Source organism: Streptomyces phaeofaciens (assembly GCF_014648915.1).
Classification (GTDB): Bacteria; Actinomycetota; Actinomycetes; order Streptomycetales; family Streptomycetaceae; genus Streptomyces; species Streptomyces phaeofaciens.
The window spans coordinates 1-24760 of sequence record NZ_BMSA01000042.1; the positions used below are offsets into that span (position 1 = coordinate 1).

The window sequence follows — 24760 nt, forward strand, 5'->3', positions numbered from 1 at the left end:
GACCAGGCCCGACGGCCCCGCGATACGCGGGAGCCGTCGGTCCGAGGGGTCACGAAACGGGTTGCCGCTCCAGCCGCTCATCGGACCAACCTCCTCCAGTAAGGCGCCCGGGTCCGGGCCGCGGGGAATGAGGGGTGTCCTGACGGGCATGCACACACATTGGCTCCTTCGGATGTCCGTGGCACGGTCAACGTGCGCGCGCGGGCGGCGGGCGGCCGACACCGCGGGACCTGCTCCTGTCAGGACTGGTACTTCTCCACCTGGGACTGCGGCCGCACATGTGCCTCGTCCGGGTCCTGCCCGAACTCCTCCCGGGCACGGCGCTGCCGCAGCAGGTCCCAGCACTGGTCCAGTTCGCGCTCGATCGCGCCGAGCCTTGCCCGCTCCGCTGAGGTGTCGGTCCCGCTCGCCGTCAGAGCGTCGCGCAGTCTGCGCTCCTCGTCCGCCATCTCGGCGATCCGGTGCAGGATGTGTTGGTCGGTCTCCATGTGATGTCTCTCCTTCACAGCTTGCGCCACGGCGTGCGTCATAAGTACGGCCAGCCCCGGCGTGGCCTGGCCAACCTGAGCGATCGCCCCGGAGAGGACGGCCAGTGGTCGGCGGGGTCGGATTCCCGTGCCTGGGCGGTCATGGCCCGGCTGTCCGGCCGAACCCGTGTGCTGCATGGCAACGCGCGCAACAGCCGTGGCGCCCCGTCACGCGGCGCCCCGTCCCAGGACCTCTCTGCTTCCTCCGTGTCACCGCCGGACGTCAAGCGCGGTTCTCCGCCTGGAACATCCAGCTCTGCTTCTCCAGTTCGGCGGTCAGTGAGATGAACAGGTCCTGGGTCACGGCGTCGGCGAAACCGGTCGCCTCGATGCGGGTACGCATGCGCCCGATGAGTGTGGCGAACACCCCAACCAGTGCCTCCACCACCGCGCTGTCGGCGATCCAGCCGGCGTCGAAGGCGGGCAGCCCACTGCTCTCGGCGACCGTCGCGGCCCGGCCGTCCGGGCTGACGCCGAGTGCGGCAGCTCGCTCGGCCACCTGGTCGGCATAGTCGCGGGCGGTGGTCACGACTTCGTCCAGCTGCTGGTGTACGGCTCGGAAGCGCTGGCCGTAGACGTTCCAGTGAGCCTGCTTGGCCAGCAGGGACAGGTCCAGGAGGTCCACCAGGGTGCTCTGCAGGGCAGCTCCGGTGATATGGCGGTCCTGCTCTGCGAGCGGGCTCGTAATAATGGTCATGACAGCGCGTTTCCCTTCCCCGGCGGACCCGCCACCCGTCCTTGACGACGTAGCAGAACCTGACAACTTCGGCGGCACCACTTCACCCGACCCACGCTCGAGGGTGCCCCAAGGCTTGTGCGCCCATTGTTCTGCTCACGCTCCCCGCAGCGATCCGTTGTCTGACTTACGGCATGCGCGCGGGCACACGACACCCGCACCCGATAAGGAGCGGATGACCCGCCCGGCTTCCGGCATCTCCGTTGGGTCCACGTCGTCCACGCGTCCGAGGGCGTCCCGGAGTTGAGTCCGGCCTGAGCTGGAGGAGCTGGCGTGCATGCCGGAAGGCGTCCGCCGCCGCCTGGCGTTCCGCTCGTCTCTGCGTCCTCCCCTCACCGGGCCTCCGGTTTCAGCCGCTCCGCCCAACCGCGTGGGCGACCGCTCCGAAATGCGTGTACCTCGTCGCGTCGGGCCGTGGTTCGTGGCCCACGGCCGGACGCAGCGGCTGCTGCCCGCTCCAGCGACCTCCGCCAACGGTGCATCCGTCTGACACTTGTGTGGCAGCATCTCGGCTAGCACCAGAGTATCAAGACGACCGGCCATTTTCATACCTGGCCGCCGATGCGGGTGGCGTCCGTGCACGAAACTTGCCCTGAACTGCCCATTGTCGACCAGGGTCACGGAAAGCCAGATGAGCGTCGCACCTGCGTAGCGGCCCGGCACCGCCCGACGCGGCGCGCCACGTCGGGCGTCAGGGCGCCGACCGTCCCGGGCCGAAACGGTCGCCGCAAGCTCACCACGACCTCGGGGTCGGTCTTTGGCCTGCGCTGTTGCCTTCGCCGGGACCAAACCGGAAGGAGATGGCCGACGGGACCAACCCTAGGTGATCCGTGGTGAGTGTCGACGGTCGACTTCTCTGGCACCGCAGCCCGATGTCGAACATTCTCTGGCCTGTTTGCAACCCAGCCGCGCTTTCTGATAGATGACCGGTCATATTGTGCTGGATAGTGGAGCGTGGTGCCGTCTGGATCCCGACCGAGGCCCTCAGCCACTTCTCGCCGACGCGCAGTCCGGCGCGTTGCCGCACAGCCTGAGAAAGGACCTGATCGTGTTAGAACGCATCCTGGTGGCCATCGACACGAGTGACGCCCGTCTGACCGCCCTGTCGCTGGCCGGCGAGATGGCGCGGCTCGCAAACGCACGGGTTCACCTGGTGCACGTCGCCACGTCCATGGTGAGCGCAGGAACCGTGCTGAACCTGGAGGAAGACGACGAGGGCAAAGCAGTCCTCGAGGAATCGCTGACCCGGCTCCGAGAGCTCGGAGTGGAGGCCGAAGGGCACCTGGTGCGCGGGCTGACGCATGAAGTACCCGCCGTGATCTCCGCGGCGGCCGAAGACTTCAAGGCCGACCTGATCGTCGTGAGCCCCCACCACCGAAGCGCGTTCGCCGCCTTCTTCAACCCCAGGGTGAGTGACGCCGTCGCCCACGCCAGCCGGACTGCCGTCCTCCTGACTCCAGAGGCACCTGCGGCGTCGTAGGACGCCGGCCTCCTCCACGCGACGCTGACGCGCCGACGCTGGTGGCCGGGCACCTTCCGCGCCTCACACACCGGCGTCGGCGCGTCAGTGCCCGCACCACGGACAGGTGTCGTCATCCCCCTCACCCGAAAGTAGTCAGACGACCGATGCGCGCCACAGCGGCCTTCAAGAAGGTGGTGACAACAGAGCGAAGTCATTCCACAGGCTTGTCGAGCAGGCACCCATGACGACATTCGGCCAGGCACGATCAGGCCCGTGTTCGCCCGGCGTATACCGCGCCGTCCGCCCCGAGGCCGGTCTACGGTCCGGACCCGGCGGCGCCTGTCACCGACAGGCTCACGATACGAGCAACTGCATATCAACTGCTGAGAGCCGCCATGGCACCACCTTCGTCGAACGCGCACAGCCTGGTCGGCCACGGCTGTCCTGGCAGTGGTATTCGAGGTCCCGGACTTGTCACTCCGGGTCGACGACGAGGGGGCCAGCACTCGAGCAGATTGCTGCAGCCAAGACGGTCTGCCGTCGATGCCCCGTTATGAGCCTTTGCCGGGACTGCGCCCTCGGCAACCACGAGGATGCAGGCTCATGGGACAGCTTGAGTGAGCAAGCCCAGCGCTCCACCAGGCTGCGCCGGGCCCGTGCGGCCCCGAATCGCCCCCCGGCCGCAGCGGGGGCTGGCCCCGAGAGCAGATCAGATCAATCACGCTTCGGCGTTGCGCGCCGGGGACCGACCACACCGCACGGCCCATACGACAGGAAAGGAGCCAACCAGATGACCGCCCCCGGGCAGGAACACAACCACTTCGGCGGGAGCGAGCGAGCGCCGATCACCTTGCTGACGACTTTGCACCTGCTCTCCGGCCCACCGGAAAGCAGCACCATCAACTGCACCCTCAGCTACGACCCCAACGACCCCTACGTGATCCGCCTCGAGCTTCTCATCGCCGAGGATATGAGGGTCACCTGGGTGGTCGGCCGAGACCTGCTGTACGCCGGCACCGAGGGCCTCAGCGGCGATGGCGACTTCAAGGTGTGGCCCTCTCGGGGCGGATACCACCATTCCACACTGTATCTGCAACTGAAACGACCCAACAGCGTGGCGACGTTCGCCACCAACCTGCGAGCGGTGCGGCACTGGCTCCAGGATACCTACACCCTTGTTCCCCATGGCACGGAAAGCGCACTACTGGACTGGGCCGCCCTCGCCCAAAGCCTGCTCCCCCCGGCATGAGAGACGTCCGCCGCTGAAAGCCCGGGGCTGACCAGAGACTGCCGAGGCCGTGGCACACAGTCGACAGGCACACCGACACCTCACCGCGGCCTCGCGCAGGTGCTTCCGAGCCGCAGACACGGAGCGAAGTGAATAGCTTCAGGCTTCCATCATTCCTAACTAGCTGCGCGTTGAGGCAAGTTGGATGCCTCTGAAGGCGCAGGCGTCGCGCAGCGGCTTTTTTCAGCCCACACCGAGGACAGGATGGTGCTGTGGGTTGTGGATGCTAAACGGAGGGGAGTGGAGGACGGCTCCGTCCCCCGACCAGCCTCCGGAGCAACAGACAGACCACATCGCGTGCCCGACGAGGAGGCACGTGTTTCGTGGCATACCCTGGCATACTCTCTAGGGGCGCTGACAGCGCCGGCACGCCGCGCGGCAGCATGTATCTGCCATGGACCCTGTTCCCGCTCGTTCTATGTGCGTTGGCTTGAGTACGATGCGGTCATCCACACGCAAGGGAGTGAAGGCTGTGCCCACCAAGTCAGCCCCCGCCACGGTCCGATCACGGTATATGGAGCAAGCCGTGTCCGACCTGCAAGAGAACCGCCGTCTGCAACAGGAGCTGGCACGCCGTCTGGAAAGTCTTCAACAAGAAGAAGAGCTGCTGCTCAGCATCCTCAACCTCGCAGAGCACTCCACGTTGGTACCCGAACAGGCCCAGAGCCTGGACACGCCGCTGGAGTCGTCGGAGGACCCAGTTCCCCCGACACAGCTGCACCCGCTCCTGACAACCATGGCCGGCCACACTTCTTCCCCGCAGAAGCAGAAATCCGCTCCGGGCCCTGGTCGTCGTCCGCGGTTGGGTGACCTCCTCCTCGACCTGCTCAGGGGACACAAGGAGCCGCGGCTGGCCAAGGAACTGCGGGAGGAACTCATCAACAAATACCCCGACCGGACACCCACAGCTCAGGTCGTACGCAACACCTTGGAGGGGCTCGTCGCCAAGAGCCTCATCGAGCGATCAAAGCAGAACAGGTCCGTCATGTACACCCTCATCGCCACCGAGGAAGGAGGCGGGGCCACGGCTTCAGCCGACTTCGAGGACCGAACCGAAGGGCACTGACCGACCGACCGCAGTGTCCGCTCGCCCCACCAATCAGGGGTAGCCTGCGAGGCAAAACGGTCGGCGGGCATGGTGGGCGCCGATGATTCGCCGCCCACCATGCCCGCCGTCAGAAGAATCGGGCCGCCGTCCTCACAGGGGAAGAGTTATGCCCAGTTCCCGCATGGCCGTCGACGGGGGCCCGCCCTCCGAGCGCTCGGTCTTGTAACCCTTAACCCGCGCGGCCAAGGTACCGGGATCCACCGCTTCCGCAGGGGCGCCTGTGGCGTACAAGCCAGCGGGGGCACTGTCCCGGTCATGCGGCAACAGCCAGAAGACCCTGCGCCGAAACGTACCGGAGGACCGGGAGGGCTTTGCACCTGAGCCCAGGAGGGCGTAGCCCACCATACGACCGTCACGATGGTAGGCCGGCTTGCCGCGCCGGCTGGGCAGTCGATCGAGGCTCTGACGTACATAGTCCAGGTCCTCGACATCCTCCAGCCACACGAGCTCGGTCTCCTGGCTGATCTCGTCCTCAGTGATCAGGGAGCTCATGCCTGTGCCTCCCTCTCCTCATCCGTGAGCAGTCCGATACCTGGGTAGTACTTACGCTGGTTGGACAGGACCATCTCCTTGGGCGACGCCAGGCCCGCCAGCTCCCGGGCCCTGGCCGCGAAGGCCCGGGACGTCATGGGGGGCGCAGCTTCATTCTGACACCACGATTTGTACGCTGCATATAGGCCAGCCTGCTCAGCACGCGCGTGCGGTTCCAGGACGCAGCACTCCTCGAAAAAGCGCCCAGTGTGATCCTCTGTCTCCGCGTAGGCAGTCGTGGCGATGCGGACCCGCTCGGGACCGGTGAGGTCCCGGGAACTGGCAAGATACCGACGTGCCCCATCGATGAGCCAGCCCAAAATGCCCGATCCCTCCTCCGTGACCAGGATGTCGGCGAGATTATCGATCTTGCGGTCGTCTGAAACGACCCGCTCGAACGGGATAAGGCGCATACGGCGCCAGAAGGCGAAACCACCCGTCCCCACCTCGGGACGGTGGTTGCCCAACAGCCACAGCTTGTGCGTCGGCTGGAAACTGAAGAAGTCCTGCCGCATCCGCCGGGCCTTGATCCGGTCACCGCCCGTCAGCAGCTTCACCCGCGCCTCGTCGAAACGGTCACCCGGCTTGACCTCGGAGCACACGATTACCCGGCGCCCGTGGAGTTCGGCGAGGTCCGTGGGGTGCCCCTCGTACGGGCGTGCCATCAGGAAGCCGGGTGGAGCGGCGTCCGCGTAGTCACCGAGCAGTTTCATGAGCACGTCGAGCAGGACCGACTTACCATTCTTGCCGGAACCGAACAGGAACGGCAGCACCTGACCGCCGACGTCGCCCGTGATCGAGTAGCCAAGCAGCAGTTGCAGATAGTCGATCATCTCCCTGCCCTCGACATCGTCACCGAAGGTATCGGACAGGAACCTGTCCCACCGGGACGTCGGGATGTGGTGCGGCGCAACCGTGGTGGAACGCGAGTGGAAGTCCTTGTTCGGGTCGGGTGTCTTCACCAAGCCCGTTCGCAAGTCGACGATACCGCTTGGCGTGCACAGCGCGTATGGGTCGGCATCGAGGAGAGCGGCGTTAAGCACCATCCCTGGGGCGGACTTCGCCTGCGTGAGCATGGCGTTGATCCCAGTGGTGGACAGCGCGCGCCTGCGGTGCTGTTGCAGAGCCTGGGTGGTAAAGATTCCGCGGGGATCATGCACCGCAATGTTCTCCGCCAGGTCCCCCGCCGCCCACAGCACAGTGTCATCCTCGTCGCTCTGCCAGCGGGTCGTGTCCCACCGATACCAGCCAATTCCGGGGACGTGCCGGTAGTCGTTGGCATAGAGCCTGACGAACAATTTGGCGTTGCCTCGGTCGGACAGCGTGTCCGGCAGCAGCCCGGCTTCTGTCGCCCCCGTCGTGCTGACGCGCTCCGGCTCAGCCTGCGGGGGCAGGGGGATCTGGGCCTGACTGCGGATCTGAGCCGCCACCGCTTCGGGGTCGAAGTCGAAGAGTGTTTCGTTGGGCGAGGACGTCACGGGCGGCCCCCACGACCGTAGAGGGGCTTTGTGGCTCCTGTGGTCAAGCCACTGTGGATAATCTGCGCCGAACGGCGCTCCTGACCCGGACGGGCTGTCCCAGCGGCCTCCGTTAGCATCCGCTCGGCTTCCTCGCGCGTCACCCGGCCCGCCGCCACGAGACCGCCGAGGGTGAAGGCAGCTCGATTGAGGGCGTCAGAGAAGCCTGCGCCCTCGGTGACACGCGCGCAGTCCTCCACAGGGGCCAGGATGGCGGCAACGGTGTGTCTGAGCCGCTCCCGACCCCCGCCCGCGGCCAGCACGGCCTGCTGGGCACGGGGCGGCACCGGCCGGGGCGCCGGGATGTTGGACGCAGGCAGATGGCCGGTCCGTTCCAGCTCTTGGGCCAGCCAGGCAGGAAGTACGGCTGGGTCACGGACCTCTCCGATGGCCGAGTAGGTACCGTCGATGGTCGTTGTACCAGGAACGACGATGTAGCCCCCGTGCGCCCGTACGTCGACCTGCCAAGCTAGGGCACGGCCGGAGCTAGAGCCCGCCGAGCACTGCCAGCGCCGGTTGTCGGTCGCCCTGTACCAGATGTGGAGCCCTCCGGAAGGGGTACGGACGCGCAGCGTGCCGGCGTCCTCCGCGGGACTGGGGTGCCCCCGCAGAGCCGCCAGAACTGCCAGCGCGTGATAGCCGTTGGCCAGACCGGTGAGGTCGATGTGGTCGGCGATGGGGATACCCGGCAGGATACGGTCCCGGGCGGGTGGCTCGGCCACGTGGGCGTCGACGTCAATGACGACCAGTCCTGCCGGACCGCAGGCGACCCCGACACCGAGATCCGGACGCTTGCTCCACCATTTGTCGATCCGGCGCTGGTCTAGCGTCGCGGCGTGGAAACCGTGGCAGGGACGGCCCGCGGGCAAACAAGGGCACTCGGCTGGCCTGTGCCGAGAGTTGCGGCAGTCGGGGCAGTTCGCGACCGGCGTCTTGCGGCCGGGGGCCAGCGGGTGCACGGGCCAGCCTCTGCGAGCACACCAACGGGCGGTGGCCAGTGAACGGGGCACAGAGGAAGGGGCAGGCATGGGTGAGGGACCGGGCATGGGCCAGCAACGCCCCGAATCGCTGTGAGAAAACTGGAGATCAGCTGACATCTGAACCCCCTACCAGCGACCGAAGCGACCCAACGATGAACACACACACACTAGCGAACGGTGACGCTTGGGGCGTGAAGCCTGAGCACTATGCCCCCGCCAGCCGTGCCTTCCCAGGTTCTCCGACGGGAGGCGCGCAACCCTAGCGACCGAACCACGCTGTCAGCGACTCAAAGCCTTTCAGTCGCTGTCGTCTGATGCTCCAAGTAGCGCCAGGTCGGAGCCCATGTAGCAACCTAAACAGCGACTGAAGCGACTGAAGGGTCTTATATATCACGCACACGCGCACACGCGAATGTCTTCATATACCTGTAACTTCAGTCGCTTCAGTCGCTCATCGCCCCTAATACACCCACTGACCTGCTGCTTCTTCCCAGCGACTCAGCGACTGAGGAGTCGCTGAGTCGCTGTTTTTCAGTCGCTGAGCCCCTTCCGTCGCTGTCCGGGCTCAGCGACTGAACAGCGACCGAAGCGACCGAGGGTGCTTGGAAGGACATTTGGTCGACAGGAAGCGCGGGCGATGCGTTACAAGGCCCGGGCGTCGTCGCGCTGGTCCTGAGCGGTAGCGCAGGACCAGCGCACGGCCTTACGACCAGTTGCCTGTACCCCCTGCCCCGGTAAGCATTCGCATACTTAGGACTTCCGCAGGTTCTCGCGTGTGGCACTGGCGGCAGGATGTCGTGGATCTGCTGGCGATGACGCCGAGCGGAAGTGATGTATTTCGCCGTAATAGCGCGCTGGGGCGGTAGGGGAGCGCGGTGCGAAACCAATCGCCCGTCGCGACCACGAAGTGATGGCAACCCTATGACGCCGTGAAACGCGTGGCGGTCAACGGACGATGGGTGCCGGTGCCGCGCCCATGGTCAGATGGCAGATGGCAGGGCCGTGGGGTGGGGTCACACTGGACGCCGTCCATCTCGCCGCTCGGCGAGAGCGCGCCCCCGGGTGAGAGATTTGACATGTACAGCGATGCATCGAACCATCTGGTCGAGGCTTCTAACGGCGTCAGGTATGCGTACCGACGATGTGGTCCCTCCGGTGATCTTCCGCCCCTTCTGATGCTGCAACATTTCCGGGGGACTCTGGACTGCTGGGATCCAGCGTTAGTCAATGTTCTGGCGGCCGAGCGCGACGTGATCACCTTCGACAACGCAGGCGTGGGTCTGAGCACCGGACGTACTCCACGCACCATCGCGGAAATGGCTGCCGACACGCTGGCCTTTATGGCGTCGATCGGAGTTGTGCAGGCGGACCTGTTGGGATTCTCCATGGGGGGATACACGGCACAGGAACTGGCACTGCTGCGTCCAGCGGCTGTCCGCGGCCTGGTCCTGGCGGCCACTGCCCCGCGTGGCGGGCCCGGTATTCACGGCTGGCCCGAGGGCATCTTCAACCGAGTGGACTTCAAGCGACTTCATCTCCAGGACTACCTGTATGCCTTCTTCAACCACACCAAGGCCAGCCAGCGCAGCGGCCTTGAATTTCTGGGACGTTATCTCGAACGTGAGCATGACCGCGATCTGCCGGTCTGTTGGGAGGCCAGGGAGGCGCAGTGCGAGGCGGTGGCGGAGTGGGTTGCTCCCAACCACGAGGCTCTGCGCAGACTCTCGGCGATCACCCAGCCGGCGTTCGTGGCGGGCGGCGACAATGACCGGGTAGTGCCTTCCCGTGCCTTTCACCTGCTCGCCGGTTTGATGCCCCAAGCGCGTCTTCGTATCTATCCCGACGCAGGGCATGGCTTCCTATTCCAGCACCACTGCCAGTTTGCACAAGACGTGCTGAAATTTTTTGGAGAAATCGCATCATCAAGTTAAATCACAACATAACGGACCAGCCCAGTCGAGTGACAGATGCGTCCACCCTCTGACCCTCGCATCATGAGGGTGCCTGTGCGGGCAACTCCCTCACCGGCGTGGGAGGAACGTTGTCATTGGTGGGGCGTACGTCCGAGCTGCACGCTCTAGAAGCCGTGCTGGCCGAGGCGGAGCACGAGGGAACAGCACTGCTGTTGCAGGGAGATCCGGGAGTTGGCAAGACTGTTCTGCTGGATGCTGTGGTGGCACGTGCACAGGAGCGAAACCTTCGTGTGCTCCAAGTGGTCGGAGTCGAGAGCGAGCAAGGGCTGGCGTTTTCCGCGCTGCACCAGCTCCTTTACCCGCTGCTGGATCATCTGGCCGCGATGCCGGCATTCCAGAGCGGAGTGCTGGAGCAGGCCCTGTCAATGCGTGAAGGATCGACGCCAGGCCGGTTCGCCATCTCAACCGCGGCGCTGGCCCTCCTACAGACCGCTTCCAAGCACCAGCCGCTGGTCGTGATCGTGGACGACGTCCACTGGATCGACCGTTCCAGCGCTGAGGTACTGACCTTTATCACCCGCAGGCTCAAGGGCTGCCGGGCAGCGTTCGTCATGGCCGCCCGGAGTGGGGGCAACGGCTTCCTCGATCCGACGGGACTGCATGTTCTCGATGTGGGTCCCCTCCTGGCGCAGGACGCGCTGACGCTGCTGGACTCCAATTACCCGGGTCTGGCCGAACCGACGCGGCGACGGCTGCTGGATGAGGCCGAGGGAAATCCGCTTGCTCTCGTGGAGCTGCCCGGTCAGCTCACCGGCGCGCAACGGGAGGGCCACGAAAGGCTCCCGCTGAGTCTGCCCCTCAGCAGCCGGCTGGAAAGCGTATTCGCCGACCGGGTCCGGCAGCTGGGTTCACGTGCACGCTTCGCTCTGCTGCTGACGGCACTTGACGGAGAACGCCCCGGCAATCTGCGGGACATCCACGCGGCTTTGGCCACCGCCGGCGAGACATGGGACGACGATTTGCTGGAAGCGGGGGAACGCACCGGAGTAGTGCGCATCGATCACCTGTCCGAGCAGATCACCTTCCGTCATCCCCTGGCCCGTTCCTGCGTGGTCCATATGTCTCCGGGCACACGCCGCAGATTGGCCCATCGAGTCCTGGCCGAGGTCACGAAGGCACAGCCCGAGCGACGTGCCTGGCACCTGGCTCACGCTGCGGACGAACCCGACGAGTCGGTCGCGGTTGAACTCACCCGAGCCGCGCGCCGGGCCCAGGCCCGTGGCGGTGCCGCAGAGGCCGCGGCCGCGTTCCGCCGCGCGGCCGAACTGAGTCAGGACCCCGCCGAGCGTGCCCGTCGCCTGGACGAGGCCGCGTTCGCCGCGGGTGTCGGCGGCCTACTGGAGACGGCACACGAACTGGTTACTGCCCAGAGCGCGGAGTCACTGCGAGGCGCGGCAGCCGCGGCCTACGTGCAGTTTCACCGCGAGGGAGACATAGACGCGGTCTTCCGCATCCTCCTTCCCGCGATGGAGGCGGCGCCCGCGAGTCCAGGCGAGGAGGAGCAGGATGCGTTCGACGACGCCTTCTACGTCCTGCTGAATGCGGCGGTGTGGGCAGGGCGTGCGGAGCTTTGGGAGGGCGTGTACCGTGTGCTCGACCGGGTTTCCGAGCCCGCGCGCATGTGTTTCGACTGCGTCGCCGACCCGCCGCGAACCGCGCACGGTGTGCGGAAGCGACTGGATCAGATCACGGCCACCCTGTCCCCGCGCACCCCCCTGTGGCAGGTCAACTGGTTCATCTACACGGCCATGTACCTCGACTGCTTCACCTTCTACGACGGTGTGTGGCGGGACCTCATCGGGCACGGAGCGTACGACAGTCTACGTTTCGGCATAGTGGCGAGGGCCCATGAGGCCTACATGCGGGGCGACTGGGACAAGACTGTCGCCATCGCGTCCCAGGGCATCGCTGACGCCACCGACCACGACTACCACCTCATTCACCTGATCTTCACCTACGGGTTGGCCATGGTCGCGTCCGGCCGCGGAGACGAAGAAGCGTTGCGCACGCATTGCGAAACGATCACTGCATGGTGCCAGCCGCGGCGCATGAACCTGCTGCTGACCGCCGTGAACGAAACGCGGGCGCGTGCCGCGATCGGCCGGGGCGACTTCGAGGAGGCGTATCTCCAGGCTGCCGCGCTCACTCCGCCCGGAGAACTCCCCTCGCACTTTCCCCACTACCAGCGCGTGTTCCTGGACCTGGTCGAATCCGCAGTGCGAACGGGTCGGACCGCAGAAGCCCGCGCCCATGTTGAGGCAGGCCGGCAGGCACGTCTCGACGCCATCTCGCCGCACCTCGCGGTCATCCTCGCTGCTGCGATCGCGGTCGCAGCGCCCGATGAGCAGGCGGGTGAACTCTACGAAGCCGCCCTCGCGATACCGGACGTCTCCCTGTGGATCTATGATTACGCGCGCATTCGCCTGCTGTACGGCGAATGGTTGCGTCGGCATCGTGAATACACCGCCGCGCGTGTGCAGTTGAGCGCCGCGCTGGAGTTGTTCGAGCAGCAGCTCAAGGCCCCGCTGTGGGCTCAGCGCGCTCGTAACGAACTACGCGCCGCGGGGGTGGGGGTAGGGGTACAAACCACCAGGAGCGGGGTGGTGATGAGCGCGCAGGAGCGCCGTATCGCCGAACTCGCGGCGGGCGGTTTGTCCAACAAGGAGATCGGGCGGCAGCTCAACATCTCGCCGCGCACTGCGGGCGCGCACCTGTACCGAGTGTTCCCCAAGCTGGGCATCACCTCCCGCGCGGCCTTGCGGGACGCGCTGAAGGCCTTCGACGAAGCCGGTGACGGCTGACGAAAGGGAGAGGTTAATCTGACGAGCACCACTCTCTCCCCCTGCCTGAAGACAATGACTCCTCACGCCTAGAGACCGAGAGCTCAAAGCGGTACGTACCCTGCTGGGCCTGGTGGCGAACACGGCGCGAACGGAGCCGCCCTATGGCGGGCGCACGCAGCACGGTGATGGCGGCGGCACGACCCGGCGCAGAGCGTGGCCGCCACCTCTGGAGCGTGTACTGCTCGAGGGAGAGGGACGTCGGACCGGGAGTCGATCTCCCGTCGGATAGAGCTCGGCATGACTCTGGTCCTATCCGCAGAATCGGTGGTCGACACGTGTGGGCAGGTGTTTCACTGTGCACACATATCTAGTCGAGCCCGGTATCTGTCACACGTGTAAAGGCCCCTACCCGGGCAGCACTTTCGGCTACCGCGAGAAGGCCTCGCGCGAGCGATACCGCGTGACTGGTCCGACACGAGGGAGCCGACCGCCAGTCGGGAGGTGAAGTAGGTGTTCACCGGGTCCTTGACCTCGTCGCGCATCGCAATGGACGCCTGCAGGTGGTTAGGCGGGCGGCTCAGGCATACCAGCTAGTGCTCTGACCGGGAAGGTTCACCGGTTCCGCTGAGAGGGCGCCTGCGTACTCTGCTGCGGGAGGCAGGTCGGTTGGTGATGGAGGAACAGTGACAGCGCAGGATGCACCGGTGGCACGTCTACGGGTTCGGAACAACGGTGCCGAGCTGTTGGAGTTGGTCCTGGAGTGCTACGGGAGTGACCACTGGCTGCGTCCCGGTGAGACCTTTGTCGTTTGGACGGTCGGCTCCTCCGAAGGCGATCCCTGGCCTGGGACGACACTCGGCAATGAGCCTTTCCAGGTGGACTACCGGCCAGGTTCGGTCACGGTGCATTTCAACGGGGTCCACGGCTATGTCACGGACGTCGCCGGCAACGAGATCGCTTGCGGCCATCGGCGCCCGGTCGAATCCGAGAGTGTGTGACCCTGACGTCCGTCAGGCCACCTTCAGCGGCCGTCCGCCCCAGCGGATGCCTTTCTCACAGCGGATGCGGGCGCGTTCGCGTCGTTGGGCTGCGAGGACATCGGGGTGACGGGCGTTCTTGTTGCGCCAGCGCAGGTAGGCGTGCAGGGCCCGGGTCTGGACCGTGTGGTTGGGATGGTTCGAGTTGGCCAGGGTGAACTGCCGCAAGGGTCCGAAGTGGGCTTCGATGGGGTTGGCCCAGGACGCGTAGGTCGGGGTGAAGCACAGTTCAACCTTGTTCCGGACCGCCCACCTGCGGATTCTCCAGTTCAGATGGGCGGAGAGGTTGTCGAGGATCACGTAGATCGGGGCTCCGTCCGGGCGGGCTGCCCGGATCGTTCTCAACGCGGCCCAGGTGTGGTCGATGCCCTTGCGTCGTCGGTTGATGCCCCACATCTGGTCGTCGCCGACGGAATAGCAGCCGTGGAAGTAGGTGATTCCGTGGGTGCGGCGGTAGGTGGCCGGCAGCCGGTCGGGGCGGCCCTGTTCGGCCCAGCAGGAGCCTGCGGTCGGGCGGATTCCCAAGGGACCGAACTCGTCGAACGCGAACGTGCGGTCTGGACGGTCGTTGATCGCGTACTCGATGCGGGCGAGCTTTGTATCGAAGGCGGCATCGGGGGACTCCTTCCAGGTCTTCGTGCGCTGGAAGGTGATCCCGCGGCGGGCAAGTAAGCACCTCAGCGCCTCCCGGCCGATCCGGACGGGCCGGGCAGGGTTGTGCCGCAGGTGGTCGGCGAGCTTGCGGATGGACCAGCGGGTGAAAGGCTTCCCGAGCCGGGTCGGGCGGGTGGTGGCCGTCACGGCGACGAAGTCCTCGTCGTCAGGACTGAGCAGGCGGGGACGGCCTCCCGCCCATCGAGGGTTCAGGCATGCGAGCCCGATCTCGTTGAACTTGTGGATCACGTCACGGACGGTGTCCTCGTCCGCTTGCACGAGGCGGGCTATGACCGGGACCGTGTTGCCGCCGGCCGAGGCCAGCAGCATCATCGCCCGCCGGAACCGCACCGAACTCGTGCTGCCCCGCCGGACGATGTGCTGGAGCTTCTGTCCCTCCTGCTCGGTCAGCCCGCGAACCCGGACCGGTTGCGCCATCCCGCCTCCCCACTGGTCCGGGAAAGCATTTCCAACCGGCACCACCAGCAACCCGGCGAACGTTCGCGGTCAGAGCACTAGGACTTGTCCGCCCGATCATGTGACAGTGTGACTGATGCCTCGTTGGTCAGGCATGGGGCGGGGTGACTTGGCGGATGCCGAGTGGGAACGGCTGCGCCCGTTCCTGCCGGTCAGCAGCGGACGTTGTGGCTGGTGGCGGGATCATCGGCAGGTGATCGACGGGATCCTGCACCGAGTTCGGACCGGCGTGCAGTGGCGGGATCTTCCAGAGCGGTTCGGCCCCTGGAAGACCGTCTATGAACGGCATCGGATGTGGTCGGCCGACGGCACGTGGGAGCGTCTGCTGCAGCAGGTCCAGGCCGCCGCGGACGCCGTCGGCGAGATCGATTGGGACATCTCGGTCGACTCCACCATCGTGCGGGCTCACCAGCACGCGGCCGGTGCCCGCATCGATCCGCCGCCGGCACCCGTGTCAAAGGGGGGCCATAGCAGCAGAACACCAGGGCGAAACTCCCTGGCGAAGCCTTGTTGCCCTCCTGGTGGAGGTGGTGCAGGAGGTGAGGGCTTGGGCCGCTCGCGGGGCGGGTTCACCAGCAAACTCCACCTGAGCTCCGACGGCCGCTGCCGCCCGCTGTCCCTGGTCGTCACCGCAGGGCAGCGGGCGGACTGCACCCAGTTCCAGACAGTGCTGACAAAGATCCGCGTCCAGAGAGGCGGTCCGGGCCGGCCCCGCACGAAGCCCGACAGCCTCGCGGCCGACAAGGGATACACCAACGGCCCCTGCCGCGAGTACCTGCAGCGCCGGGGCATCCGGCACACGATTCCCGAGAAGACCGACAGCCAGGCCGCCGACTGCGCAAAGGCTCAGGCGGCGGACGGCCACCCAGCTTCGACGAAGAGCGGTACAAGAAGCGCAACACCGTCGAACGAGCGATCAACAGACTGAAGCAATCCCGGGCCGTCGCCACTCGCTGTGACAAGCGCGGCTACGTCTTCCTCAGCACCGCAACCACCGCAGCCCTGCTGGTCTGGCTTCGGGGTTGAGTCCCGACGTCACAAAACGATCGGCCGATACGCCAGGGCCTGATCGACTACCTCATCAGCCGAAAGGTCCCGCTCCGGCGGCCAGAAGATCAAGTCTCTGACGTGACCGGACGGGCAGGCCAGGGCCCTGTCGAGCCTGTCCATCAAGCCGGCCATATCGTCGTCGGATGCGTCGTCCATATCCATGATCCGCTGCACAAGCGCGACCGCCTCCGCACGGCTCATCCCCATTGCACGCATCAGGTTCCTCCGCCGCAGCCACCGTATCGGGACGCGTGATCGTCCGGACAGGTCCTAGGAGAAGTGGATGCTCGTACCGTCCGCGCGATGACCGCGAAGCCCGGATAGGGGCCGCGTAGCGGTGGAGCAATGGCGGAGGCCTCCACACCGGGGCCAATCTTGTAGCCAATACCTCGTACGGGTCGAGGAGATCCGGCAGGATCAGGTGATCCTCCTGCCGGTCTACCGTGCTTCCCACACCGTAGCCGTCGAGCACCCTGCGTAAGGCGTCCCCCGGCAGCCGGGAGTGGTACCGCCGATGCCCGAGCTGACGCCCTCGAGCCACAGCACCCACACCGCCGCAATGCCAGTTTTGTTCAGCGAATGCCACTATGTCCCCGGTGCCTCGGCATCCCCGCGGTGAGGGTTCCGAGAACATGCCCTTCTCGCGGCCGGGTCCGAGTGCATCGGCGAAGGCTGACGACCTCGTGCAGCAGCAACCTTGCCAGCGACACTCGCCTTCCTGGCCCCTGGAGCCGAAAGCGAGCTGATGAAGGGGATGGCCAAGGAAGTGTCTCCCGCACGGATGCCTCGGAGCCGCCATCGACGGTCGAGTTCACCAGCTCAGCGGTAGTCGACCGTGGCGAGATGCGGGACCAGGCGCGGCTCAACGGACCAGGGCCTCGTCTCGTATTCACCCTCGTTGACCTGCCACTTCACCTCGCTGAGGCGGGAAGCAATCGGCTGCGTGAGCCTCTATAGGGGTCACACTTCGGAGTGATGAGCATCATTTGTATGACTGCATGCTCACCAGGGATGCGGCCGAGGAGTGACTGCGAGGTTCGTCACTCAATCGGTGGCCACTCCGGAGATCACTGAATCCTTCAGCCGGCGCCGGCGAAAAGGGCTGTTCAGGTGGGGCGCCATGGCGCGTCTCCTCGTCGTTGGTGTGGTGATCTCGCTCAGCACGCCATCGGCGGGGTTCCCTGTCTTTACATGCTCAACGTCCCGTACCAGCTGGTTGAACATGTCTCAGGGCGTATCCAGCATCGCTAGCTGTGTTCACACTTTCGCGTGTAGATGAGTTAGAAAGCATGTTTTCACCGGCTCCTGCGGGAAGTAGATGCGGGACCAGGCGCGGCTCAACGGACCAGGGCCTCGTCTCGTATTCACCCTCGTTGACCTGCCGCTTCACCTCGCTGAGGCGGGAAGCAATCGGCTGCGTGAGCCTCTATAGGGGTCACACTTCGGAGTGATGAGCATCATTTGTATGACTGCATGCTCACCTGCGAAGCGGCCGAGGGGCGATCGCGAAGTGTGCCAGGGAGCCGGCGCCAGCGTCCGCGCCCCATCAGTACAACAAACAACGACCACGCCCGCATGCGGGCACTTGGCGAAACATGTTTTCCCCCAGCTCAATTCATCGGTGCCGTTCACACCCCTTCTCATCTGCGGAAACGCAGGATGGAAGCGGCTCATTCACACCTAGTAACCGGGACGAGTTGACACCGGGGCTCTTGCCCTTCTGGCCACATGCAACTAGATTTTCCGGCCAGAGGTAGACCCCGTCTGAAACTTAGACGCGACAGGGGTGCTCTGCTGGTCGACCCCTGACGAGGACTACACACGCTCCCGGCGCGCATGTCGCTGCAATCAGGACTACGTGCCTGCAGAACGAGAGCGGCTATCAACGAACAGTTTTTCGTTGCCTCTTTACAGAGCTGAATGCGCAGGGATGCCCTCGAATGCACGGTGACATTCAAGCTGCTTCACAAATCCCCCCAAACAATCCGAAACTTGCATCAGAGGCGCCACCATGGTGGCGTTTGATTTGGCCGCAAGAGTGGCTTTTCCTTGTCTTCATAGCGTGCCTGGTCACGTTAAGTCTAGTTTACCGGGCAAAGCTTCCGCTGCTCGGCACACTTACCCGTGAAGCCGGGCCACTGCTTTTATCGACGGCATTAATCATGAGCTTTTGCTTCACCCGATGGCCATCGAGTCAAGCAGGAAAAGTCCCATTGCAAGTTACGTCATCACGCGCTGCGGCCACCGCTTATGGGTTACGTGTTGCCTTTCCTCCGCTCGCCGCGCTGTTCACCTACACGACGTTGAGCGACTTGGTTCCCCAGGTCCGGCACTCGCTAGCCGATCCGGTGCTGATTTCAATGGATCATGCGTTGTTTGGCACAGACGTAAGTCGTTGGCTCAATGATCAAATAGGATCACCGGCAGTTACACTGGTCCTGGCGCTCTGCTACTGGTGCTGCGCCTGGCCTCAATTCCTTTATTCGGTTTATTTATATCGCCAGTCAACGCGGCGTTACCAAGAGTTTCAGCTAGGCTTAACGATTATTTACGTCGTTGGCTACTCTTTCTATATATTGGTTCCTGCTGTCGGACCCCATCTGTATCAGGATAGTCTATTTCCCGACCCCCTTGCTGTGGACGGCACCTTCGGGGGCGGCCTGATTGCTTCTATTGAAGCGGCGCAGGGGACGGCTCGTGATGTGTTTCCGAGCCTGCACACAGCGCTGACAATTCTGTTGCTGATCTTTTCGTGGAACTGGTCGCGCCGACTTTTCTGGTGCTTCCTGCCAGTAGGGTTGCTCCTTCTGCTAGCCACGCAGTACCTGCGTGTCCACTACTTCGTCGACCTACTTGCGGGTTTGTTTTTGGCAGCCTTTGCCGCTTCGCTGGCGCGGGTGATCGTGCGGTACTGGTTTCCGCCTGGAATCGACAGAACATATCCGCACCCGCTGGTGCAAAGTCACGCGGACGTTGCCCGCTGACGGTCAATGTACAGGTTTACCAGAAACGTCCGACTGATTGGAGAGTCATCTTGTCTAAAATTGATGTAATCACAGCAGAAAGTGAGCCGGGGCAACGTCATCTCGCAGGAGCAAAAGGAGCTAACCTTCATCGTCTTACATCCTGGGATCTCCCCATTCCTCCATGGGCGGCCATCAGTTGTGAAGCCTTTGACGAATTCATGCAGGAGGCCGGCATTGGTACGGCTGTGTCGGCCGTCCTCAGATCCGTAACGGTGGAGAATGCTGGCACAGTCGCGGAGAGCATCCGCTCACTAATTATGGCCGCAGAGCTTCCGCCGGCGCTGCATGAGGCAGTTGAGGTGGCTTATGCCCAGGCGGGCGCTGGTCGGGTCGCCGTGAGGTCATCGGCGATGGACGAAGATGGCAGTCAGCACTCATTCGCGGGGCAGTTCGACACATATCTCAATGTCGTCAGTGAGGCGGAAGTTCTCCAACGGCTGAAGGAGTGCTGGGCATCTGCCTTCTCAGAACGGTCGTTGCACTACCGTCTGTCTCACAGCCTGCCGATACACGCAACGGGCATGGCGGTGGTCGTGCAGCAGATGGTGCCAGCGCAGTGCAGTGGTGTCCTGTTCACCGCTCATCCGTCGGACGCAACCTCCGATGCCTATTTTGTCAGTGCTATATACGGTCTTGGAGAAGGAATCGTATCCGGAGCTGTTGATGCTGACACGTTAACGCTGAAGGCCAGCACAGGCGAAGTAATTTCCAGTGAGGTAGGTGCCAAGGCGGAGCGATTCGACGCACGGTCCACATCCGGATACGACGTTTCCGAGGTATCTGCATCGGAGCGTGCTGCACTCGCATTGAATGGTGATGATCTTGCTAAGCTGCACGCTGCGGGTTCTCGTATAGCTGACCTTTTCGGTTGTCCGCAGGATATCGAATGGGCCATTGCCGATGGAGAATTGTGGATCCTTCAGAGCCGTCCGGTGACCACTAATCCCGGCCGCGATGGGGAGCTGCGCATCTGGGATAACGCCAACATTGTGGAGAGCTTCAGTGGTGTCACCTCTCCGTTGACATTTACCTTCGCAGCCATGGCGTACGGAACGGTCTACGAAAGTTATGCCCGGTCCCTGCGCGTACCGCGAGAACAGCTGCGACAGATGGACGACTGGCTGCCGTCGCTGCTCGGGCACTTCCATGGCCGCGTCTACTACAACCTGCTCAACTGGTACCGACTGGTACGAATCTCCCCATTTTATCGGATCAACCGTAGGCTGCTAGAGACGGCTATGGGTGTCGACGTACCGGTGTCGGATGGAATCGCTGAATCTCTGCGGCCGTATGAATTTCGCTCACGCTGGCGTCGTAGGTTCAGCCGGGCCGTCATCAATTTCACCTTCGCATGGAAATTTCTGCGAATGGCGAATAATGTCCGGCGCTTTACTCGATACTTCTATCGATCATATGCCGTATTCGATAAGGTTGACTACGGTTCGTTGCCTGCCGACGAGACCTACCGACGGTTCAAAGACCTGAAACGTGACTTGCTGTACCGGTGGGGGCCGATGCAGATGCTTGACTCGACCATCCTCCTGTCGTTGGGCGCCCTGCATTTTTTGGGAACGAAGTGGATGCCTGAAGCCCCTGAATGGCTCACCTGGGCAGCGGCCCGTCCGGGTGCCGCTGTGGAGTCCGTCGAGCCGGCTCGTGCCCTGTCCGCGCTCGCGGTCCGTGTGCGCGCCGAGCCGGACCTTACGGATCTGGTGGAGAACGCCGAGCCAAACGAAATGATGCGCGCGCTGAGGGATGCGGGCCACGATGAATTTCTCCAAGCTGTTGAGGCCTACATTTCTGATCACGGGTACCGAAGCCCTGACGAATTGAAGCTCGAAGTACCGGATTTGCGCGAAGATCCCGCCAGCCTGTTCCTCATGCTGCGTGATGCGTTGCACTCACCGTCCGATCCCCATACCCGGGACACAGCACAGGAATATCTCGACGCCCACCTGCACGGGATCCGGCGAGCACTTTATGAAGTAGTACGTCGCAAGGCATCTCGCTCCTTGGCGGACCGGGAACGGCTGCGGTTCTGCCGGACTCGTGCCTTCGGGTCAGCCAAGCAGATCCTGCGGGCTCTTGGCCGCGATCTGCATCGCGTCGGTGCAATTGAGAGTTTCGACGATGTTTTCTACCTGCGATTGGAAGAGTTGTGCGGCGTCTACGAGGGGACTATCGCCCACACCGAGCTGAAGGATCTCGTCGCGGTACGCAAACGGATACGTGAGCGCGATGAACTCATGTCCGCGCCGGCCCGGTTCGAGACTCGTGGTGGGCCGTATTTCGACGGCAACCTCGATGAGGCGACGGGTTGGGCGTCACAGCATGCGGCACGCACAGGAGTGCGTAGCCTGCGTGGTACGCCCTCCAGCCCCGGGCTTGTGGAAGGTCGGGCAGTCGTGGCGACCCGACCTCAGGATGTGAAGGGCGGCATTCTTGTGGCTTACCGCACCGATCCGGGCTGGGTCGCGGCCCTGCCGAACGCAGCAGGACTCATTATCGAGCGTGGTAGCCCTCTTACGCACGTGGCCATCGTCGCCCGTGAACTCGGCGTGCCGACCATCGTGAAGATGAAGGACGCCACCCGAGAAATCGAAACAGGCATGCTCATCCGGATGGACGGCGCCCAAGGCACGGTCACCATCCTTGACGATCCTGCAGAGACGGAATGTATAGCCGAGACAGTGGTGTCCTGAGGGTGCCAGCATCTCCTTCTTGTGGAAGCCTGCCCCTTGTGAGTGAAAACAACAAGTTGGCACTCCCTCCCTGCAAGCCAGTCGCCGGCGTGGATGTTTCCTTGGGGATTCTCGGTCGGCCGCGACTCATCCGGCACCCCATGAGAGTCGCACCTTTGTGCAATCAGATTCAAAAAGGCTTTCAATCCGGCCGCCTGGCCGCGGATCCAACGCTTTCCCGTAAACCGTCAGAAGGCAGACCCCAGGAAGTGGTTGCACGAGCATGATCCTCACAGAATCATACGTTCGCAAACTGGCTGACCAAGTCCTCGCACACGTCGATGCTCCAGCGGACTCAGCGCTGATGTTGGAAGGTTCCATCGCGGAGGGCTTCGGGAATTCTGGCTCCGACATCGACTTCTTGCTGGTTTGTCAGCAGGAAGCAGATATGCCTACCATGCCGTCGATCTTCTTCATCGACGGGCGGCGCGTGGAGATCCGAACTCGCACGATTCGACAGGTGACCGAGCACCTGAAGGCTGTCGCCGCGTTTGTCGGCTCCACTCCGCGGCGCATTGTCCGGCTCGACGAGCATCTGCTCAACCGTTGTCAGCGGTTCCTCCGCGGTCACATCGTCCGAAACTCACAAGTCATCCATGGAATCCGAAAGCATTTGGCACTCGGTGACTTCGCCACTGTCATGACGCACTGGTGGGGGGAGCATGCCCGGCAGTCCGCCCGGTACGCGGTATGCATGCTCGCGCTGGGACAGGCTGAAGTGGCGGCGGTGTGGGCCAAAGCAAGCCTGTTGCAAGCTGCCAAGAGTTTCGCAGCTCGTGCTGGTGAGACCTATTTGGAACCGAAGTGGATTTCACTGCAGTTACATAGGATGGATGACGACGAACGGGTTCGCCGGTATTGGGAAGTGACGGACTCCTCTCGGCACCATGGATCTTCGGCCGATCACGCCATGCGCTGTATCAGCCTCGTGCACGACCTCGGGGTGCGCGGATGTGAGAACACGCCACAAAAGTTGCTCGTCGATCGCACAAGTGACGTGACCACGTGGAGGATTGGTGACCGAGTCCATCTGGTGCGGAACAAGGAAGATGTGTTTGTTCTGGGCCAGGCCGCAGCGGTCGTATGGCGTCATATGGTGTGGCAGCGGCCCGTGGCTACCATCAGGCAGGCCGCGGTAACAGCCGGCGTCGAGCAAGCTGGCACAATAATTGCTGTTCTCGCGCGCTATGGCCTCATCCAGGTGACGTGGCAGGGCACCGCGATCACTCCAGTGCTGCCCATGGCTTCGCCGGGTGGCACAGTTACTCCGCGGCCGGCTGCCGTGGATCCACCGCTGCTCGATCTCCGAGGCGCCACGGCATCGTCCTCCGACGCGATAGACCTGGTTGCCGTGCCCGCCCGGCGTTTTGGTGCCGCAGCCATGGCGATGGTCTGGGGCAACATTATGGTGGAGAACGCCATTGAAGATATGCGTGGAGCGCTAGATCGTCAGCAGTGGCGCGTCGCCGAGCTGACTGCCAGACGCGCGGTCGATGGTGGTCTGCGAGCCCTGTTGAGCGCATGCGGAGTGAACCCCCTTCCTCCAGACGCGGAACTAGTCCACCGTGGCGACATGGTCGGCCCATGGGCCAGAGAGATCCTCTCGGCTGCTGAGCAGCTGCACCGGGTAGGCGTGTCCGACCCTGTGCAGGGAAAGGCACTGTTGGAGAGGGTGAATTACTTTGTCTCTCTTATCCGTGCGGTATGCGGAGCCGACTCTTTCCCGGCATCTTTTGATTCAGCCAGTAATTGGCAAACGACACTCGACATATCTTATGACTGGCTGCGTCTGGGGGCCTATTTGGACGCAGCGATACCCATCGAAGAGGCCCGTGACTTGCTGAGTAGCGGGGGTGCCCAGCCGTATATTGCTCCAGGTGCCTCCCGCGGGCTGGCGACAGCAGGAGGAACTCAGTGACTCTCTATGGGCTGGGTACCTTCCTGTCCCAAGGCGGCGTGGCGTTGCTGCCAGCCTGGCCCCTTTTGGCAGTACCACGAGCCTGCGAAGCACCTGCTGCTAGGGCAGCTAACAAAGGTGTTGGACGTGGCGATGGGTGCTTCATGGATGTCGTCGCGCCGTTCCCAGCGGTCCGCAGGCGGCGGAGGCCCTGGGGCCAGGCGACGGTGCGCTCGACCATGCATGGAAGATGCCCAGGCCGGAGCCGCGGGGGTGGTCTCGCTCTGCCATGACCGGGCTGATGCCGCGCTGTAAGACCAGACGCCGGTGCGTGTCGTGGTCGTATCCGCGGTCTGTGAGGACCGCATCGGGTCGGTGCCTGGGCCGGCCGACGGTTCTGGCCGCCGTCGGAATCCTGGCCAGCAGGGGCAGCAACTGGGTGGCGTTGTTGCGGTTCCCGCCGGTCAGGGCCAGCGGTGCGCGGTGGACCGGGCTGGGTCCGCGTTTGGGCCCCGCCGGGTAGCTCGGATGTGGGACGAGTCGATCACCGCCCCCTACTAGTCCCTACCAGTCCAGCTCTTCGCGGCCCAAAGGTTCTCCAGCAGTACGAGATGCAACTCATCCCACACGCTGGCCTCACTCCACGCGGCCAGGCGCCGCCAGTACATCGCACCGGAACCGAAGCCCAGCTCCTGGGGGAGGTACACCCACTTGATGCCGGTAGGCAGCATGAACAGGATCCCGCTCCATGCCTGTCGGTCGGGTATCCGAGGCCGACCTTCGAACAGCTTCGGATCCGGCGTGGGCAGCAACGGCTCGACCAGGTATCACAGTTCGTCCGAGACGGCCCGCGGACGCGACTCTCTCTTTCCCATGACAGGACCAAAGAGCAACCAGACCGACAGTCACGTGATCGACGGCTTCTTTTAGAACCTCTACGACGCGGTCCGCCTAATCGACCTGCAATGTCTTT

General features: G+C 64.0%; 18 protein-coding genes and 1 pseudogene. 10 read left to right on the forward strand and 9 right to left on the reverse strand.

All coding sequences use genetic code 11. From position 1 onward, the window contains the following. Positions 1 to 239: 239 nt before the first annotated feature. Positions 240 to 488 carry a DUF2630 family protein gene (locus tag IE275_RS41250; RefSeq protein WP_189717831.1) on the reverse strand — a complete coding sequence of 83 codons (249 nt, stop codon included), beginning with the start codon at positions 486 to 488 and terminating at the stop codon, positions 240 to 242. A 262-nt stretch (positions 489 to 750) separates the two neighbouring features. Next, positions 751 to 1224, reverse strand: a complete 474-nt coding sequence (locus IE275_RS41255) for a Dps family protein (protein WP_189717832.1) — start codon at positions 1222 to 1224, stop codon at positions 751 to 753. A gap of 1087 nt (positions 1225 to 2311) precedes the next feature. Between IE275_RS41255 and IE275_RS41260 the strand changes: the two genes are divergently transcribed. The 3 genes from IE275_RS41260 (at position 2312) to IE275_RS41270 (ending at position 5079) form a co-directional block, all read left to right on the forward strand. Further along, positions 2312 to 2743, forward strand: coding sequence for a universal stress protein (locus IE275_RS41260; protein ID WP_189717833.1), 432 nt, complete (start codon positions 2312 to 2314; stop codon positions 2741 to 2743). Positions 2744 to 2966: 223 nt separating this feature from the next. After that, positions 2967 to 3974 carry an SsgA family sporulation/cell division regulator gene (locus IE275_RS47535; protein ID WP_189717834.1) on the forward strand — a complete coding sequence of 336 codons (1008 nt, stop codon included), beginning with the start codon at positions 2967 to 2969 and terminating at the stop codon, positions 3972 to 3974. Between the two features lie 565 nt (positions 3975 to 4539). Beyond that, positions 4540 to 5079, forward strand: coding sequence for a hypothetical protein (locus tag IE275_RS41270; protein WP_308435774.1), 540 nt, complete (start codon positions 4540 to 4542; stop codon positions 5077 to 5079). Between the two features lie 132 nt (positions 5080 to 5211). Here IE275_RS41270 and IE275_RS41275 read toward each other — a convergent pair whose 3' ends face one another. Genes IE275_RS41275 through IE275_RS41285 form a run of 3 tightly spaced genes read right to left on the reverse strand, consistent with a single transcriptional unit; the run spans position 5212 to position 8215 of the window. Next, a complete protein-coding gene (locus IE275_RS41275) occupies positions 5212 to 5613 on the reverse strand; it encodes a DUF6009 family protein (RefSeq protein ID WP_189717836.1) in 402 nt (133 codons plus the stop codon). Then, the gene (locus IE275_RS41280; RefSeq protein WP_189717837.1) at positions 5610 to 7130 is read right to left on the reverse strand and encodes a DNA primase family protein; all 1521 of its coding nucleotides are present in this window, start codon (positions 7128 to 7130) and stop codon (positions 5610 to 5612) included. Before IE275_RS41280 ends, IE275_RS41275 begins: the two co-directional genes overlap by 4 nt. Continuing rightward, positions 7127 to 8215, reverse strand: a complete 1089-nt coding sequence (locus IE275_RS41285; RefSeq protein WP_373299384.1) for a bifunctional DNA primase/polymerase — start codon at positions 8213 to 8215, stop codon at positions 7127 to 7129. Before IE275_RS41285 ends, IE275_RS41280 begins: the two co-directional genes overlap by 4 nt. Positions 8216 to 9225: 1010 nt before the next feature. On the opposite strand from IE275_RS41285, the gene IE275_RS41290 reads away from it, so the two are divergent. The 3 genes from IE275_RS41290 (at position 9226) to IE275_RS41300 (ending at position 13903) form a co-directional block, all read left to right on the forward strand. After that, the gene (locus IE275_RS41290; protein WP_189717839.1) at positions 9226 to 10080 is read left to right on the forward strand and encodes an alpha/beta fold hydrolase; all 855 of its coding nucleotides are present in this window, start codon (positions 9226 to 9228) and stop codon (positions 10078 to 10080) included. A 119-nt stretch (positions 10081 to 10199) separates the two neighbouring features. Next, positions 10200 to 12923 (forward strand): AAA family ATPase, encoded by a 2724-nt coding sequence (locus IE275_RS41295; protein ID WP_268255354.1) that lies wholly within the window; start codon positions 10200 to 10202, stop codon positions 12921 to 12923. 665 nt (positions 12924 to 13588) lie between these two features. Further along, the gene (locus IE275_RS41300) at positions 13589 to 13903 is read left to right on the forward strand and encodes a hypothetical protein (protein ID WP_189717840.1); all 315 of its coding nucleotides are present in this window, start codon (positions 13589 to 13591) and stop codon (positions 13901 to 13903) included. Between the two features lie 12 nt (positions 13904 to 13915). Here IE275_RS41300 and IE275_RS41305 read toward each other — a convergent pair whose 3' ends face one another. Further along, positions 13916 to 15034 carry an IS630 family transposase gene (locus tag IE275_RS41305; protein WP_189717841.1) on the reverse strand — a complete coding sequence of 373 codons (1119 nt, stop codon included), beginning with the start codon at positions 15032 to 15034 and terminating at the stop codon, positions 13916 to 13918. A gap of 133 nt (positions 15035 to 15167) precedes the next feature. Between IE275_RS41305 and IE275_RS41310 the strand changes: the two genes are divergently transcribed. Further along, a protein-coding gene (locus IE275_RS41310) for an IS5 family transposase (protein ID WP_189717882.1) occupies positions 15168 to 16099 on the forward strand; the annotation gives its coding sequence in 2 pieces (ribosomal slippage) (positions 15168 to 15903 and positions 15903 to 16099; 933 coding nt in all). A 9-nt stretch (positions 16100 to 16108) separates the two neighbouring features. Here IE275_RS41310 and IE275_RS41315 read toward each other — a convergent pair. Both IE275_RS41315 and IE275_RS41320 read right to left on the reverse strand, forming a co-directional pair. Beyond that, complete coding sequence (locus IE275_RS41315) at positions 16109 to 16339, reverse strand: bacteriocin immunity protein (RefSeq protein WP_189717842.1); 231 nt, start codon at positions 16337 to 16339, stop codon at positions 16109 to 16111. Between the two features lie 828 nt (positions 16340 to 17167). Continuing rightward, positions 17168 to 17347 carry a hypothetical protein gene (locus IE275_RS41320; RefSeq protein ID WP_189717843.1) on the reverse strand — a complete coding sequence of 60 codons (180 nt, stop codon included), beginning with the start codon at positions 17345 to 17347 and terminating at the stop codon, positions 17168 to 17170. Positions 17348 to 18063: 716 nt separating this feature from the next. Between IE275_RS41320 and IE275_RS41325 the strand changes: the two genes are divergently transcribed. The 3 genes from IE275_RS41325 to IE275_RS41335 all read left to right on the forward strand — a co-directional run bounded on the left by IE275_RS41325 (position 18064) and on the right by IE275_RS41335 (position 23808). Beyond that, positions 18064 to 19107: a phosphatase PAP2 family protein gene (locus IE275_RS41325; RefSeq protein ID WP_189717844.1), complete on the forward strand. Its 1044-nt coding sequence runs from the start codon at positions 18064 to 18066 to the stop codon at positions 19105 to 19107. Between the two features lie 50 nt (positions 19108 to 19157). Then, positions 19158 to 21851 carry a phosphoenolpyruvate synthase gene (locus tag IE275_RS41330; protein WP_229871174.1) on the forward strand — a complete coding sequence of 898 codons (2694 nt, stop codon included), beginning with the start codon at positions 19158 to 19160 and terminating at the stop codon, positions 21849 to 21851. Positions 21852 to 22113: 262 nt separating this feature from the next. Further along, positions 22114 to 23808 (forward strand): hypothetical protein, encoded by a 1695-nt coding sequence (locus IE275_RS41335; RefSeq protein WP_189717845.1) that lies wholly within the window; start codon positions 22114 to 22116, stop codon positions 23806 to 23808. An 86-nt stretch (positions 23809 to 23894) separates the two neighbouring features. On the opposite strand, the pseudogene IE275_RS41340 reads toward IE275_RS41335, so the two are convergent. Continuing rightward, positions 23895 to 24611 (reverse strand): annotated as a pseudogene (locus IE275_RS41340) (transposase); the annotation flags it as partial. Between the last annotated feature and the right edge of the window lie 149 nt (positions 24612 to 24760).

Excerpts from the sequence above, each read along its gene's own strand:
- IE275_RS41325 (WP_189717844.1), top strand. The coding sequence starts at position 18,064 with ATGCACGGTGACATTCAAGCTGCTTCACAAATCCCCCCAAACAATCCG.
- IE275_RS41275 (WP_189717836.1), bottom strand. The coding sequence starts at position 5,613 with ATGAGCTCCCTGATCACTGAGGACGAGATCAGCCAGGAGACCGAGCTC.
- IE275_RS41320 (WP_189717843.1), bottom strand. The coding sequence starts at position 17,347 with ATGTTCAACCAGCTGGTACGGGACGTTGAGCATGTAAAGACAGGGAAC.
- IE275_RS41315 (WP_189717842.1), bottom strand. The coding sequence starts at position 16,339 with ATGCGTGCAATGGGGATGAGCCGTGCGGAGGCGGTCGCGCTTGTGCAG.
- IE275_RS41305 (WP_189717841.1), bottom strand. The coding sequence starts at position 15,034 with ATGGCGCAACCGGTCCGGGTTCGCGGGCTGACCGAGCAGGAGGGACAG.
- IE275_RS41290 (WP_189717839.1), top strand. The coding sequence starts at position 9,226 with ATGTACAGCGATGCATCGAACCATCTGGTCGAGGCTTCTAACGGCGTC.
- IE275_RS47535 (WP_189717834.1), top strand. The coding sequence starts at position 2,967 with ATGACGACATTCGGCCAGGCACGATCAGGCCCGTGTTCGCCCGGCGTA.
- IE275_RS41335 (WP_189717845.1), top strand. The coding sequence starts at position 22,114 with ATGATCCTCACAGAATCATACGTTCGCAAACTGGCTGACCAAGTCCTC.
- IE275_RS41285 (WP_373299384.1), bottom strand. The coding sequence starts at position 8,215 with ATGCCCGGTCCCTCACCCATGCCTGCCCCTTCCTCTGTGCCCCGTTCA.
- IE275_RS41255 (WP_189717832.1), bottom strand. The coding sequence starts at position 1,224 with ATGACCATTATTACGAGCCCGCTCGCAGAGCAGGACCGCCATATCACC.
- IE275_RS41250 (WP_189717831.1), bottom strand. The coding sequence starts at position 488 with ATGGAGACCGACCAACACATCCTGCACCGGATCGCCGAGATGGCGGAC.